The organism is Paracoccus aminophilus JCM 7686, assembly GCF_000444995.1.
Taxonomy (GTDB): domain Bacteria; phylum Pseudomonadota; class Alphaproteobacteria; order Rhodobacterales; family Rhodobacteraceae; genus Paracoccus; species Paracoccus aminophilus.
The window spans coordinates 738,361-753,864 of the sequence record NC_022041.1 but is presented as its reverse complement, the minus strand read 5'-3'; the positions used below and the strand labels follow the sequence as shown (position 1 = coordinate 753,864).

The 15,504-nt window shown below is 63.7% G+C and carries 15 protein-coding genes; all 15 read right to left on the bottom strand.

The annotated features are described in order from the left end of the window. Positions 1–2: 2 nt before the first annotated feature. Positions 3–2,246: a phage tail protein gene (locus tag JCM7686_RS03835; RefSeq protein ID WP_020949550.1), complete on the bottom strand. Its 2,244-nt coding sequence runs from the start codon at positions 2,244–2,246 to the stop codon at positions 3–5. Beyond that, positions 2,191–2,634, bottom strand: coding sequence for a DUF6950 family protein (locus JCM7686_RS03830; protein ID WP_020949549.1), 444 nt, complete (start codon positions 2,632–2,634; stop codon positions 2,191–2,193). The genes JCM7686_RS03835 and JCM7686_RS03830 overlap by 56 nt, the downstream gene beginning before the upstream one ends. Beyond that, entirely contained in the window at positions 2,619–3,212 is a 594-nt protein-coding gene (locus JCM7686_RS03825; protein WP_020949548.1) for a hypothetical protein, read from the bottom strand. The genes JCM7686_RS03830 and JCM7686_RS03825 overlap by 16 nt, the downstream gene beginning before the upstream one ends. Continuing rightward, on the bottom strand, positions 3,203–3,988 hold the full coding sequence (locus JCM7686_RS03820) for a hypothetical protein (RefSeq protein ID WP_020949547.1): 786 nt from the start codon (positions 3,986–3,988) through the stop codon (positions 3,203–3,205). The genes JCM7686_RS03825 and JCM7686_RS03820 overlap by 10 nt, the downstream gene beginning before the upstream one ends. 3 nt (positions 3,989–3,991) lie before the next feature. Then, entirely contained in the window at positions 3,992–6,397 is a 2,406-nt protein-coding gene (locus tag JCM7686_RS03815; protein WP_020949546.1) for a phage tail length tape measure family protein, read from the bottom strand. Between the two features lie 323 nt (positions 6,398–6,720). Further along, positions 6,721–7,089: a hypothetical protein gene (locus tag JCM7686_RS03805; protein WP_020949544.1), complete on the bottom strand. Its 369-nt coding sequence runs from the start codon at positions 7,087–7,089 to the stop codon at positions 6,721–6,723. Between the two features lie 9 nt (positions 7,090–7,098). Further along, a complete protein-coding gene (locus JCM7686_RS03800) occupies positions 7,099–7,539 on the bottom strand; it encodes a phage tail tube protein (RefSeq protein WP_020949543.1) in 441 nt (146 codons plus the stop codon). Between the two features lie 56 nt (positions 7,540–7,595). Next, positions 7,596–8,027, bottom strand: a complete 432-nt coding sequence (locus JCM7686_RS03795; protein WP_020949542.1) for a hypothetical protein — start codon at positions 8,025–8,027, stop codon at positions 7,596–7,598. A gap of 4 nt (positions 8,028–8,031) precedes the next feature. After that, on the bottom strand, positions 8,032–8,358 hold the full coding sequence (locus JCM7686_RS03790) for a head-tail joining protein (RefSeq protein WP_041527107.1): 327 nt from the start codon (positions 8,356–8,358) through the stop codon (positions 8,032–8,034). Beyond that, a complete protein-coding gene (locus JCM7686_RS03785) occupies positions 8,358–8,690 on the bottom strand; it encodes a DUF2190 family protein (protein WP_041527106.1) in 333 nt (110 codons plus the stop codon). Before JCM7686_RS03785 ends, JCM7686_RS03790 begins: the two co-directional genes overlap by 1 nt. An 81-nt stretch (positions 8,691–8,771) precedes the next feature. Then, positions 8,772–10,874, bottom strand: a complete 2,103-nt coding sequence (locus tag JCM7686_RS23290; protein WP_020949540.1) for a head maturation protease, ClpP-related — start codon at positions 10,872–10,874, stop codon at positions 8,772–8,774. Next, on the bottom strand, positions 10,858–12,345 hold the full coding sequence (locus JCM7686_RS03775; protein WP_020949539.1) for a phage portal protein: 1,488 nt from the start codon (positions 12,343–12,345) through the stop codon (positions 10,858–10,860). The genes JCM7686_RS23290 and JCM7686_RS03775 overlap by 17 nt, the downstream gene beginning before the upstream one ends. Further along, complete coding sequence (locus tag JCM7686_RS03770) at positions 12,345–12,548, bottom strand: phage head-tail joining protein (RefSeq protein ID WP_020949538.1); 204 nt, start codon at positions 12,546–12,548, stop codon at positions 12,345–12,347. Before JCM7686_RS03770 ends, JCM7686_RS03775 begins: the two co-directional genes overlap by 1 nt. Before the next feature lie 4 nt (positions 12,549–12,552). Further along, positions 12,553–14,721: a terminase gpA endonuclease subunit gene (locus JCM7686_RS03765; RefSeq protein WP_020949537.1), complete on the bottom strand. Its 2,169-nt coding sequence runs from the start codon at positions 14,719–14,721 to the stop codon at positions 12,553–12,555. Then, the gene (locus JCM7686_RS03760) at positions 14,721–15,386 is read right to left on the bottom strand and encodes a terminase small subunit (RefSeq protein WP_020949536.1); all 666 of its coding nucleotides are present in this window, start codon (positions 15,384–15,386) and stop codon (positions 14,721–14,723) included. The genes JCM7686_RS03765 and JCM7686_RS03760 overlap by 1 nt, the downstream gene beginning before the upstream one ends. Positions 15,387–15,504 lie beyond the last annotated feature (118 nt).

Genomic DNA, 15,504 nt, shown 5'->3' with positions numbered 1-15,504 from the left:
TGTCAGGTGGTTGTTGCCGAGGCGCTGGCCGTGAAGTCGGACAGATTGCCCCATTGATCGCGGGCGCGCGCCCAGTAATAGCGCGTCGCCGAATTGCCCAAGCCCGCCTCTCGCCGGGAGACCGAGACCTGAGCCATGGCATTGTCCGTCCAGAGCAGGGACGCCGTCAGCGGCGCGTCGAGATTGCTGCCGTAAATCAGGAGTTTGCGGGCATCTCGATCATTGGCCTGCACAGCAGACACACGGATCGCGCCCGCACCATCAGGCTCGGCCGTCAGACGCTGAGGTACCGCCACAACCGCCGAAGGCCCGCGCGCAAGGATCGGCGCGGAGACAAGCCAATCCGAGGCGCCGTAACTGCCCTTTGCACGAACCCGGATCTTGTAGCGCAGCAGGTCCGAGATCTGCGGCCATTGCAGGAATGCTTTGAAGACGCCATCGTCATCGGCGGCCCCTTTGGCAATCTGCCCACCGGGCTGCCAGCCGCTATGGCGCCAGCTCTCGTCGCCGCCACCAGAAGGGCTTGCAAAGCGTTCGGTGCCCCATTCCCATTCATAGCCCGTCGCCGACGCCGAGGGCGACGCGCTCCAATAGGCCATCACCGCCGGCACGGTGGTTTCTCCCGAGATCTGGGCCGCAACGCTGCCGGTCTCGATCGAGACTGTCACCGGCGGCGCAACCCGGGTACCCGATCCGTCGAAGCTTCCGGCCAGCATGTCCTGCTCTTCGGTGGCAGCATTCCAAGCCGTCACTGCGGCTGAGGTCTCGGTCAGCGTGACCGGAAGGCGGATCACCACCGATTCATCGTCATTCAACCCAGCGGTTGGCGCGATGCTTTCAACCTCATAATCTACGTTCCACGCCCCATAGGGCGCGCGCAGATTGAGGGTGCAGACCGATCCGGCCACGAGATCAAAGCACTCCGGGAATAGCTCAGTGCTGACCTGGCGTTGCATGCGCGAGCGCATCGCAGCGATTTTGGCCAGGCGCTGCGCCTGCCGGTGATCGGTGACAAAGTCCAGATCAAGGACCAGCCGCTTGGCGATGCCACCATCCTCGGCCTGCGCGCCGGGCACGACGAAGACCGGGGTCTCGGCGCTTTCATAGGCACGATCTGGCGCGGGAAAGCGCCCGACCGCCTCGGTATAGAGGTCGTCTGAGGCGCGCCACCGCACCAGCTCAAGCGGCTGGCCATCCGTGACATCGGTGATGACCTCGATGCTCGGACGCGCGACGGCAGGGACAATCGCCAGCTGCCCGCCGATACGGGTCAGTCGAGACGCACCGGCATTCAGCAGCGGCTGGATCTGGTCCTCGAGCTCGGCGCCCTCACCAAAGACCAGCACGCCGTCGCAACGATAGCGCGGGATCGTCCCGCCCGCTTTGACCGGCACCGCCTGCCCCGCCACATCCGCCGCCCAGCTGAATGTGTCGAGCTTGAGATAGGCGTCCCGATAGGGTCGCATCGGGTTCTTGCGCAGCGCGTCCAACACAATCAGGCCCTGATTGCGGGTAAACTTCTCCTGCCCGTCGCGCGGGTCATGGACGAGGGACCAATTGCCATCGACATTGACCTCGGGCGGGCTGGCGGGCCATGTCGTTGACCGCTTGTCATCATCGCCGCAATCGAGCCGCACCCAGAGCACGGTGCGCCCGCGCCAGGCATCCGTTGCGCGGAAATGCCCGGCGCATTCCTGAACGATCCGCGCGGGGCAAGAGGTTTGATCGCCCTTGCCGATCCAGTACATCGCCAAAGGCAGGCTGAAGCCAGGGTTGGTAAAGGGCGCATTGGTCGCGCGCGCCCCGCCCGCCATCGAAAAATCAAACTCATCGCCGGTCTTTTCGACTTTGCGCTTGTCGAAAAGCACCGTGAACGGCCCGGCCGAGGGGCGGCTGTTCAAGAGATAGCAGACATAGAGCACCCGCCCCCGGACATGCCAAGCCACCGGTGTCCCGGGCGCCCAGGTCTTGCCGTAGACGAAGCGATAGGCGGGCAGCGAGGTCGGCTTGGTCAGTTCTGCCCGCGCCGTCTCACTTTTGGGTTTCCCGCTCAGGGCCTGCACCACAAGGCTGAGACCAAACGAGACAGCCATGCCGACGACGCCTTGGATGATGGCGAAGCCCGCGCCCCCGGCGGTCGCGCCAAAGACAGAGGCAACCGCGAGCGTTATCGGCTCGGCCGCCGCACGATCAGGCTGGACGGCAAAGCCCAGAAGGGCGGTCGAGATCAGAAGCAGTTTGCGCAAGGCACCAGCCCTTATCGGCGGATCGCACCAGGGCGAAACCGCGCAGTGTTTTTCCGGCCCAGGTTCCGGGCGTGATACAGATCAGAAGCGAGGGCAGGCCCTCGATCGCGGTCAGGCCAAAGCCGCCCGGCGCATGACCCTCGATGAGCCCCGTCTCGCGCGAGACCTGCGCGCACAGCTTCGGCAGCCCACCACCGTCGGCCATCAGCCGCAGAGCATCCCGCGCGCCGCGATAGCCCCGAAACCGGGCCATCGGATCAAAACCCCAGAGGGCCGCGAAGACATCGCAGGCAGCCGAGCAGCAATCGCGAGGCCCCCATTCGAAGGGGCGCGACATGACCCGCTCGACCTCGGCCATGACGCGATCGGGCGTCACGGCGCAGGCCATAGGGTTTTCTCGGCATTGGCTTGGGCAAGAATGAGATGCTCGCCCGCCGTGTCATGCGGATAGGAGCGGATCTGATCCTCATGGCTATGGGCGATGGCGGCCATCGAACGATAGGACGGCCCGGTTGAGAAGGTAACGGTCAGGGTATAAAGGATCACCGTCTGACCATCGTCGCCCTCAACCTCTGACCTGAGCGCGAGACCGTCACAGGTGCCAGATGCAATCTCCACAGCACCGATCAGATCTGACCCGCCGCGACTCGCCGTCGCTCCCAGATAGACCGAGCCGGCGCGCCCGCGAATGACGGTGTCCGCATAGGTCGCAAGCTCAGGCAGATCGCAGGTTAGCGACATGCGGAAATCCTCCGGGATCCCGGCCATCGCCTCGCCCGGCACATCGACATTGCCGAACTTGCCGACCCCCTGAAACGTCCTGCTATCCCAGGTGATCGGGCCAGCATTGCTGTGCGCCCGGATGCGGCTGCCCGGCCAATCGACATCGACCAGAACCACCGGATAAAAAAACGGCCCCGAAAGGGCCGCAAGCAAGGCTGGTGGTGTGTTGCGGGTCAGGTCCATGTGCCCGGCCTTTCCGTGAATCCACCGACCTCATCCGCGAAGACCTCGCGAAAGCTCCAGGTGTAGGACCAGTCGCCACTGACCGTTTGCATGGCGCGGGGAAGCGGGCCATCGACCCGAAACACGCCCTCATCCTGACCGGTCAGATTGACCCGCCCGCCGGTGATCGAGGGCACGCGATCGAGCCTGAGTGTGACCGTGCCGCTGGCCGTGGTCACGGCCTCACGCACAACGCGCGCGACCTCCCATCGGGTGGCATCGGCCAAGTCATAGATCCGGATAAAATCGCCAGGAGCGGCAATCCGGGTGCGCGGCGGCAGCCCGGTCAGCGGCATATTGGCAAAGAGCCCGCTCGCCGTAACGGTGCCCGCCACCACCGCTGATCCCGTCAGAAACAGGAGCCGGTTTGGGCCAGATCCCGTCTGCCAGGCCAAGGGGTTCGGTCCGCCACCAGCCCGCCAATCAAACGGGCCGGAATCAAAGCCGAGTTCCTGACGGGCCTGCTCATCCAGCCACCAATTGATCGGCGTCGATTGAAGGCGAACCGCATGGATCCCACCCTCGAGCAGCTGCTTGAGCATTTCGGAATAGCCCGCCCCCATCCGCCCCCGCGCCAGCGCCGAGACCTGCAGGGTCGCGATCCGTCGCCGGCGCTGCGATGCCTGCATCTGATCGCGACCGGTCATGAGCGAGCGCAGCCGAGCAACCGGCGCATCCTCGGTCCATTCCGAGCCGACGGCCCCGACCGGGGGCCAGGGGAAAACATTGATCGGCATAGGTCACCCGAACATGGATTTAGACTTTTTGCTGGCCCGCATCGTTTGACCGACCGCGCCGCGCTGGATGCCCGGTGCAGCTGCCCCGATCCGGGTATCGATCATTTCGATGATGATGCCCGGGTCATGGCGCGCGCTCACCATGACCGCGCCGCCCCCACCAACACCTTGACCCTTGCTGTGATCGAGGACCGACTCATTCGGGTGCATCATGGCGAGGAACCCGCCCTTGCCGTCGAGGCCACCCGAACGGGATCCGCCGCCGGTATAGCCGCCGCCGTCGAAACTTGCCCCGGTTGCTCGCAGCGCGTTGGACAATGCGTCACCGCCCACCACACCGCCACCGCCGAAGCCAAGACCGAATGCTCCCCAAAGGCTCTCGAATGCGCTGCTCGCGGCCATTTCGGCAAGCTTGGCGATCACACCCGACAGCGCATCCTTGAAACTCGACGCCCCTCTGATCCAGTCCGAGAACACGCTCCCGAAGGCGTTTTTGATTTCCTCCTGCTTTTGAGCGAACTCTTGCTGAGCGTCCTGAAGGGATTTGAGTGTGCGCTCAGCATCGACATGTTCTGTCGCCATCTGACGGATGCTCGTGACCATCTCAGGTGACAGAGCAATGTTCGATTTCTGCGCTTCGGTCAGAAGCTTTTGTTCTTCCTCAATAATAGAAAGCTCACGCCTCCAGTCACCCCCAGCCGCCACGGCACCTTTGAAAGCTTCGGCCTGTGCCAGAAGGGCTTGGGTATCGGCCTGCAAGTCCCCAAGCCTTTCAGTAAAGCGCTCGGTGCTACCGCGCCCTTTGCGCCCCGCCCCGGCCTTTTTGCCGCCGCGCGCTTTGCGCGCCTCGGTGGTCAGCGCCGTCCATTCATCATCTTGGGCAAAATCGAGATCAACCTGATCAAGATGCCCCTGAAGCTCACGATCAGTCATTCCGAAGTACTGTGAGCCGAAGGTGTCGCGACCATTCAGTATTTCCTGCTTTTTTCCTGCGACCTCGCCCGCGCGCCGCGCTTCAGCTGCAGACCCACCCGCATCACGAATACTCTTGGCCGCGTTGATCTTGGCATTCATGATCATACCGCCACCAATGGCGCCGATCAGGGAGAGAGCTCCAGCCAGCTCAGAATTCACAGCCGCCATCGCGGCCTGCCAATCCCATGTCTGCATGGTCGCATCATAAGACGCATCAGCGGCGTCCCACAGGCCCTGCTTCATCTCATCGGTGATGTTCATCGAGTCGATCAGCAGATATTGTTTTTCGCGCTCGGCTTGCGCGACGTAGTCGGCGACCTCCCGGGACTCCTTGCCATATTCGAGTGTTAACGCTCTGATCTCGGCCTCTTGCGCATAGGTCGCGAGCATCTCTTCTGCCTTGGCAGCATCGGCGGCGCGGATATCGGCACGCTGCTTTTCCCCTTCGAGGAGCGCGCGCTGCAGGGGGATCATCTGCTCATCAATCGCCGCCAGCTTGGCACTATCGGCACCAGCCTCTCTGGCCACTTTCAGCTGAGCCTCGAACTCCTCAAGCTTTTCGCGCAGACCGGTCAGATAGGCATCAAGCCCGCCATCCGGTACGGGCTTGCCCAGATAGGCATAGATGTCGCGGATCGCATCTCCGAAGCTTTCGGCAATTGCCAGCTTATCTTGAGAGAACCCGCCATACCCAAAGAGCGTTTCATTCCAACTGCCTGACTTGAAGCCAAGTTTGCCCGCGGCCTCGGCGAGGTTCGCACTGTCAATCCGTCCAACGCCCGCAATCCCACGATCGCCAAAAGCATCAAAGCCGAGCTCGCTATAGGCCTTGCTCATGATCTCGGAAATCGTCGAACGGGTGCGTTCGGCCTCCATCACCATGATCTTGCGCGCAATCGCCGCTCCGCGCTGCGCCTCTTCGCCATAGAGCTTTTCGGCCTGACCGGTATAGAGCAGCGACACGCCGAACGCGTCGCTATAACCAGACATGCTATCTTTCAGAGATTTGAAAATATCCTCGGTCTTTTTTGCCTCCTCTTTTGCTGGCATCAACCACTGCACCGCCGCGGCGCCGAAGCCGATCACCCCGATCGTGGCGAGCGAAACCGGGTTGAGCATGCCGACAAACGCGCCGCCCAACGCGCGCAGCGCCCCGACCCCGCCGCCCATCTGGGTCAGCACCTGACTGATCTGGGTGCCCTGTTGCAAGGCGAGCTGCAGCGGGTTTTGCCCCGCCGCCAGCATCACCCCGATGTCGTTGAACTGGGACACCAGATTGGCATTGGCGGCTGCCGCCGATCGCATGCCCCGCGAAGCATCGTCGACGGTCTTTTTCAGACCAGATACTTCAGCCTTTGCCCTACCGACACCCGCGGCAAAGCCCGTGGAATCGAGGCTAAGACGCGCCTTCAACTCGCCAACATTGTTCGCCATTTACGACCCATCCTCTTTTGCGCCCCAAGCCTGCGCCAAGATGCGCAAGGCCGTTTCCTGCTGTGCGGCAGTCTGGACCTCACCACCCTGCCCCGCGGCCCTGCTCGCGCCAAAATACTCATCAAATTTGTGCAGCTTTCCCACAAAGGCCGCGCCTGTGAGCGCCGCCGTCGTCCAAGCGCTGCGGTTACGCATCGCCACCTCAAAGCGCAGACGGTCGCTGGCCGCCTGCATCTGAAGTGCAAAAAGGCGCGGGGTCAGCGACCAGAACTTATCTGGCGCGAAGCCCGCTGCAATATGATCGCGGAAAAGCGCAGAGATCTTTATTTCGCCCGCCGCTTGCGCGGGCGCCGCCGGTTTCCCGGGCGTTTCTCCGGAGCGGGTAAATCACCTTCTTGCGGCATCGCCGCATTGACCCCCGCCACAAAGGCCGAAGCATTGGCGTCGAGGATGCGCCCCGCCATCTCGAGCGTCATTTCGGGCGCATCGCCTTTGAGCCCGCCGTAAATCAAGGCCCGCATCTCGCGCGCACCGATCAGCCCTTTCTGGATGCCGCCGTTTTCCAGCAACGTCAGCATGGTAAAGCCGTTTTTTCCGGTGACGTCCTCGAAGGTGCAGAGCGCGCCCATATCGATGGTCATGGAATAGTCCCGCCCCTCATGGTGCAGGAGCATGATGCCGCGAAGATCCATGGTTGATCCTTACGGTCCGGGCACAGCCGGCAACGCCACGATCACGGGCCGGCCGGACGGCTTGATGGTAACGGAAGCCGTGAGCTTGCCTTCGGGCGAGATCTCGCCGGGCGCGAAGGCAGTCACGATGCCCTTGAACTGCATCCCCACCGTCCCGCTCGGGAAGGTCAGCTGGAATTCGCCGGCTCCGGCCTCGAAAGCTGCGAGAAGCGGGTCGGAGGCTGCTGGTACCCAGTTGACATCAAAGGTGCAGTCGGAAGCGGTTTTGAGCCCCGCAATGAATTCCGCATAAGCATCCGGGCTTTCGAGATGCGTGGCATCGACGGTATTGCGGGTCCATCCCGCAGGGGTCAGCCGCGTGACCTCGGCAAAGCTGTCATAGGTGCCGCCCGATGCGGCCTTGATGCCCAGCTTCGCGCCAAGCCCGATCTGTGCGTTGGTTTCCGGCATGATCTGCCCTCCAATCGAAGATGAAGAAGACCGCGCGGGATTCGCGCGGCAAAATATCAGGGGGTATCGGGGAGCATGGCTGGCGCGCGCAGGCTGGTGATCTCGAACCCCATCACCAGCGTACCGATGATCCGGGCCCCGTCTGCATTGCTGACGATCGAGGTCTCACGCAAGAAACAGAACTGGTTTTGCTGCCGCAACGCGCCGGTCACCAGCGCCTCGACAAAGGTGCTATCCTCATCGAGGATATCCTCGACATCATCCCCGCCCGCGCGACGGATCGCGATCTGCATCAGGGTTTTGCGCTCGGAAGTGGTAAAGCTCTCCATGCGAAACCCCTCTTGCGGGGTCAGCACACCGAGAACCGGCAGGCTCTCGGCATCAATCGCCCCCGACCAGACCTTGGACGCGGTGAAGGCCGCAAAGCGGGTATGACCGGTTAGCGCGGCCATGGCCTGCGCCCGATAAACGGAACGGTAATGGGCCATCGGATCATCCCTCAACCACCTGGAGTTCACAGACAACGAAAGCATCCATTGCAGGCGAGGCGGTGGGATGCACAGCCATGACCCTGAAAATCCGCCCGCCGGAGACGGCGATGCGGTCGCCGCGCCGGACATCGGGCACAATCGCGCGAGACACGCGCCAGGTCGGAGCGGTGATCAGGACCTCATGACCGTCCGCCCCCTCGACCTCGATCGGGGCCTCGCGAAACACCGATTGGATGTCGCGCGCGGCGCCGGAGGCGGGGTGATAGGTGATGCTGGTGCCGACCACATCCGCAAGGATGCCGGCCATCCCGTCAAAGATGCCGGTCATCAGCGGATGGTGCCGTCGAGCAGAACGAGGCCCGTCGCTGACGGGTTTGCGGCAACCGCCACGGCAGCGCCAATCGCCGTATTGCCGGTTCCCGTCGTGGTGATCACCATTGCGGCATCGTCCCAATAGAGCTTGGCACCAACAGTCCAAGCCTGAGCCGAGGTCTTCGCCAGCTCAAAAACCCCGCGCCGCACGAGCACCAGGTCTCCGCCCGCAACGGCATCGCCTTGGGCAACACCGAAGATGGTGCCAACCAGCACACCAACCCCGCCCGCGACGTCAGCCGGGGCCGTCAGGGTGAGATTTTCACCCGCTTGAATGTAATTCTTCATCTCGCGTCCTTTCGGAAATGGGGATCAAAACGACGAAGGGCGGCCCGATGCCGCCCTTTCGTCAGGTCCGGGGCGCTCTGTTCACGCCCCGGGCGTGCGGTAAGCCCCGCGGTGCTCAACTGCGGCGGCGCCGAAGATGTGGCGGGCGTTCATGACCACCGCATCGGGGTTCATACCCTCGATCGTCTGGACGGTGGGGGCGTTGTAGCCTTCGAGATAGGCATGCGCGATCGGAGGCAAATCGCTCGAGACCAGATACCAGGCGGTGTCGGAGCCGCCGGCGGCCGCGCCGAGGTTCGGGACGACGCTCGGCTGCAGGCTGGACTTGAACGGATTGACCTTGCCGTCTTCCGCCGGTGTGGTCGATTGCGCGAACTGCAAAGCCACAAGTTCGAGTGCCGGCGGCACGATCAGGCGGTCCGGCTCGATCTGCAGGAAATCGTCACTGTCCTTCGAACCAAACGCGCGCTGTTCCCACATCGCCTTGCGCGCCGCCGCAACGGTTTGCGCCGAGATCGCGCCCGCCGTCCCGAGGTTGCCATGATCGGCGTGGAACAAAGCTTTGCCGTCGGATTTGAGCCGCGCATTCGCGCGGATCAGCGCCCAGACCATGCTGTTTTCCATGGTGCGCGCCGCCATGGCAAATTCGGTCGGAATGCGCTGGAAGGCCCCCATATCGTCGTTGACGACCGCCTCGAAGGTCAGTTTGATCGTGCGCCCGCGCCGCTCGACCTTCAGCCCCTCGGCCTCGTCAGCCAGAGTGGCCGACTCATATTCGCCGTTTTCCTTCACCTTCTTCAGAGCGAAGTCACCGCCGAAGCGTACCGAATGCAGCTCGCGGAAATCGGTCGCGGTCAAGGCTGCTCCGGTGACGAGCTGCCAGGTTGCCGCGCGGCGGACATAAGCCGCCTGCAGGCTGCGGTTCATCACCTCGGTGGTGATATAGGAAAAATCGCTGACCCCGAAAGCACCACCCATCATAGTGGTGGCGCGCATGCCGCGGCGGATTGCATCCGTGTCACTGTAGCCGCGCGTGCTGCCCGACAGTTCCATGGCAAGATGGCGCAGACGCATGCCGCGAAACGCCTGCGCCGGCCCGTCGGTCTGCCCCATCATCGCGCCGATCATGCCCTCGGTACGGGTCTCGCCCTCATCGCGGATCATAGTGCTGCGCGGGGACGCGCTGCGGCCCGCAGGCTCTGCCGCAGCCATGATTGCCATGAAGCGCTGGCTGGCATCGCTGGCGGGCGTGCCGGCGTCGATCAGGGCATCGACATCGACCTGCATCAAGCGCCCCGAGCTGACGAACGGGCCGGCCATGGCGCGGATATCGCGGGCACGGGTACGATCAGCTTCCACGGCATCGGCAATCTGGCGCCCGTGCATCACGGCCATCTCGGGCGCGGGCACAGGGATCGGCGCGGACGCCGGTGCCGGATCTGCCGCCGGCGTCGGGGTGGTCGTCTCATTGGCCATGCTGGCCTCCTTTCGGGTGGCACCGCGTTCAGCGGCAGGTTGGCGGCCCGAAGCTGATGCCCGGTCCGGGGTTTGTTGGCGCGCCAGCCGCATGCGCAGCTGATCGCAAGCAGCCATGTAGCTTGCCTGAGCGGTGACGAGCTCCGCGGGAGCCGCCGGAGCGGCATCTGCCACCGCATCTGCAAATCCCGCTGCAATGGCGGCATCGGGGCCGTACCAGGTCTCCGCCTTCATCAGGGCCCGCACGTCTTCCGGGCTGTTGCCCGAAGCGACGGCGTAGACCGCGGCATAGGTGGTCGCGATCAGCGCCAACTGGTCGGCATGGCGGCGCGCATCTTCTTCATTGCCCCAGATCGCACCTGCCGGATCATGGATCATCAGGTGCGAGCCCGCCGACATCAGCCGCTCCGCGCCGGCCATGAAGATCAGCGAGGCAGCCGAAGCCGCAATGCCTTCGACAATGATGCGGCACCCGCCGGGATGACCGGCCAGCATGGCGCGGATCTGCTCGCCCGCATTCACATGCCCGCCGTTCGAATTGATGCGCACGGTGACGCGCCCTTCGCCCAATTCGGACAAAGCATTGCGCACCATGGTTGGACTGAAGACAATATCCTCGGCCCACATATAGCCGAGCCAACTGTCGTCGATGACATCGCCGCTCAGGATCAACTCGCCATTGACGATCAGGTCACGTCCCGTTTTCATCTATCTCTTCCTTCTCGTCTGCATGCGCGCCGGTATCGGGCGGAAGGGGCGTGGTTGTGCCGGCAGAGCTTTGATCCGGAGACGGCAGCCCGGCAGCCTGATCGGCCACCATGTCCTGCTTGCGCTCCTCGCGGATGCGCTCGGGATCGCGGCCGAGCTCGCGCTGGACGCCCTGACGACTGTTCAGCCCCGCCTCGACCTCCTCGATCATCGAGGGGATTTCCCGCGTCGGATCGACCATGATCCGGCGCGGCGGGGTCCAGTCGAGCCGGAAGTCCAGATCGTGGTTGAGCCGCAGCATGCGGATCCCGTCGCGCAGCCAGCGCTCGATGCCGACGCCCATTTGGGCGATGATCAACCCGCGCTGCCACATCCGCACCAGCCGGTCCATTTCGCTGCGACCCATCCGCGCCGAGGAGAAATTGACCTGCCGCAGATTGCCGGTCAGCGCTTCATGGGTGATCCCGATCCCAACCGCGATGGTGCGCAAGGCCACGGTCATGAACTCGTCATAGCCCTCGACCGTGGGCGGCTGCACCACCACCGGCTCCGCGCCTTCGGGCAGTTCGACCACAGCGCCAGGTGCCAACTCTTCGAGCCCTGCACCCGCTTTGGCCGGGCGGGGCGCGCCGGTGAGATATTTGAGCACGATCGCCATCAGCGAGGACATGCGCTGCTTGAGGATCTGCGCTTCCTGATAATCCGAGATCTCGCCCAAGGTCATCATCACCGGCGCAAGCCACGGCACCCCGCGCAACTGCCCCGGTCGGTCGAAGCGACGCAGGTGGATGATATCCGACCAATGCACCCGCGTGGATTCGAACGCCTTGCGGTGGCGCACCGCCCCCGGGTGCTCGTTATAGAGGTGATAGGCTTCGATCGCGCCGGTCGGCCCGTATTCGATGCCCTCGATCACCAGATTGTCGCCCCACGACTGGATCGTGGTATCGAGACAATCGACTTCAACCAGCTCGATCTGAAACGGCAAAGTCAGATGGCGGTCATATTGCGTATTGCGCAACCGCCGTCGCAACAAGACCTCGCCATCAGAAAAGACCGAGGTCATGCAGATCTGCTGCATTTCGAAGAGGTCATATTCCCCAAGCGAATCCAGATCATTGGTCAGCAGGTGACGACGGATCAGATCTTCTACCGTTACCTTGGTATCCGCGTCATCGCTGCGCACCGAGGGCGACACCCCCTCGCCGACAACGTTGGCCACCACCACATCCTTTGCTCGCGCGGCATAAGCGCGATTGCGGATCATGTCGCGGCTGAGCTGGCGCAGCCGGGCGCGCGAGCCATAGGCCGAGGCATCGGCCGCACTGGCCGGAGCCTTCCAGCCATAGGCCCTCCGGCCCCGCGTCGCGGCATCATAGTTCATCACTTCGTGCGTTTGGACACGCGCCAGGCTGCGGCGTAATCCGGCTTCCGGGTTGAAAAAGCCGACGACGCGATCGATCACATTCATCACAGCCCCCGGCTTGCGCGGGGATAGCTGATGCGGAAGGCCGACCTTTGCCCGCCGGCCAAGTCGCTTTCGATCATGTTCAGCGTCTCGCGCATGTCTGCGAGCGAGCGGAATTCGACCTTTTCGCCGTTCAGCTCGATTTTGGACGCACCTTTTGCGATCGCCGCCCGCAGCCGGTCGGCGTCAGCCTGTGTATAGGGCATGGGCTTAACGCCTCCTGAGGAAGTTGATCTGGCGCGGGCGCGCCTGTTCAAGCGGCTCGCTCGCCCCCTCGGCCTGATTGGGCCGGGCGAGCTGCACCGCATTCGGATTGTGAAGCCCCGCCACACACCATTCGGGCGGCACTTCCCAATTGACCCGGTTGAGGCCGAGATGTTCTGCGAGCGCGAGCGCTTGTACCGAATGGTCGAGCCCTTCGTTGCGTATCAGCCCCTTCTTGAGCTCCCATCCCTTGGCGCCGCGCTTTTCCGCGAGATGCTCGGCAAGATGCTCCGTCTCCATCCAAGCCGGGACATGCTGGGCGTTGATCGGGGTATCGGTGCGCCCGAGCGCCGCCGTCACCGAATCCTTGAGGCGATCGACCGCCATATTCAGCAGTTTGATACCTCGCCCCTTTCCGCCACCCGAGGCGCGCTCGGGGGCTTCATGCCAAACGCGGTCGCGCTGGTTGAAACCTCCGCGTCCAATCGAGAGGTAGAAGCGCCCGCCCCGCCCCGCGCGGGCCTGCTTGCGCCAAAACTTCTCGGCGTTGTCCGACCAACCTGCAGGGCCATTGAAGTCGATCACCACCGCAAGCGGCTTCAAGCCCCATTCCGCGCCCTCGACCGGATAAACCCGATCCGCAAGCTCGGCGATCACCGCCGCATCCTCGGCATAGCGCCCCGGGTCAACCGCGCGATATTTGCCGTCGTCTCCTTTGGCCCGCGGCGCATCATCGGGAGGCTGATGGATCGCGAAACGGTCGATCGCGACCCGTTCACCCTCCGCACCCCATGCCATAACCATGACCTCGAAGCGGTTGCCCTGCACGTCGACCATGACGGTCACAAACCGCGCCCAGGCAGGTGCCAGCCCCTTGGAAATGCGCAGCGGATTGCGGCGCAGATCCTCGAGCGTCAGCGCATCGTCATCCTCGTCGCCCCCCCGCCGGTAGGGAACCCCGATCTCGGTATAATGCACACCGGCAAAGTCGAGATCGTCGCCGTCCTCCTCCATCTTGCGCCGCGCAGTTTCGTAGCGCTCGACCAGAGCGGACCATGACGCAAAGGTCGCCGCCGCGCCGTTGAGCGCATAGCTGGCGAAAGGCGTATTGCGGATCGCCGGATCATCGATGCGCACCAAACGGCGTTTGCCCGTCGCCTCGTCGACCTCGCGGCTCTCGTGCAACCAGCCGCCATGGCGCTGCCCCGCGCGACGATTCATCTCCGCTTTTTGGCGATGATGGATCACACTGCCGCAATGCGGGCAGACCATGTGCGCCTGATCACCCGCCTCGCCGGGGTCAAGATCGCGGTTATAGCTGAGTCGCTCATAGGTCGGCTCAAAATACTCCGCGCAATCGAGGCATTCCCAGAACCAGCGAGCGCGCGTACCCTCGTTATAAAGGTTGACGATCCCGCCCGTCGTGGCCGGCATCAGATGCGGCTCGAGCGGATTGGCATCGCGCGCCTTGTCCTCGTCCACCGGAAAGGCCGGCGTGCTTTCCGCAAAGACACAGCCCCGGCTCAGGAAGGTGCGGATCCGCTGCAAGGCCATGCCCCAGGGCGAGGCCTCGGGGGCATCCTTGGGACCAAGCCGTTGCGGCATATGATCGTAATCGGTCAGCAACACCATGCGCTGCGAGCGCGAGGACAGCTGGTTGGCCACAGGATAGCCGATGCCGAGCCGCATCCCTTTAAAGCGCTTGCGGCTGAAGGTGCTGTCCTCGCGCGCCTTGCCCAAGCGCTCTTGCAGAAGCGGGCTGTTCGAGATTGCCGGATCCAGCTTCTCCTCGACCCAGGCATCCGCATCCGTCTTCGTCATGTGGATCAGCTGCACTGGCCCCGGGGCGCAGGTGATCGCATGAGCCGAGACTGACAGCAGCATCTGGCTTTTACCGCTTTGCGAGGGGCCGACGAAGACCACCCCCTTGAAGCGGCGCGACTGCGAGATGTCCTGCGGTTCGATCGTATAGGGCGTGACACTGCGGTCATAGGCGCTCCACTTGCCCGCAACCGGCACGCGCAAGGCGCGCTCGGCCGCATCCGTCACCGTGATCCGGCTCGGCGCATCGAGCAACGGCAACGCGTCGGCCACCACCTCCTCGGGCGTCGTGAAGGGCGGCAAAGGCGGGATGCGGCTGAGCTGGCCGATGCCGCGATCGAGCATGTCCACCATCAGAGCGCCATCTCCCCCTGGCGATCGCTCAGAGCAATCACCGCGCCGCCGCGCCCGAGCCGCTCTTCGATCAACCGACGCACCTCTTGCCGCATCTGGTCGCAGCGCTCCTGCAACTGCGCCACCTGAGCCGCCGAAAGCCCGAACTGCATCTCGGCAAAATCGGGCAGCGTGTCCATCTCGGCCCCGAAGGTGACGAACATATCCTCGACCAGCGCGCGCATGCGATCGGCGCGCAGCAAATCGCCCCGCTGCTCGGCCACGCGGTTGCGGTGATATTCCGCCTCGGACCATTTGCGCAGATCATCGGCAGTCAGTTCGGCCTCTGCCTCGGCCTGATCATCATCGAGGTTCCGAAACGCCAGCGCAGCTTGCGAGGCCAGCTGATCGCCGCGCAGCTTGGAGGCACGCGCACGCTCGTCGCGATCCTGCCGCCAAGCCCAGCAATGGGAGAGGCGGAACTCATAGGCCACACCGTTTTGGCCGGTGGACATGACCGGCATGCCTTTGTTGACCCAATCCGTGATCGCATTGACCGAGACGCTGAATGCGGCGGCCAGCTGGGCTCGATTCAAGAGCGCGCCGTCATCCTCCACCCCGGCCGGCAGCGGATAGCGTGCAACATCGAGCACGCTCCCATCTGACAGCGTGATGACTTCCGACATAGCAACCTCATGAAGAACAACAGCAACCGCAACAGCACCATGCTATTGAAATCGCCAGCATAAATGTAACAGGGCGCGAATTACCCCCGTGCAGACCCTTGCCGGGAAGGACCCGAGA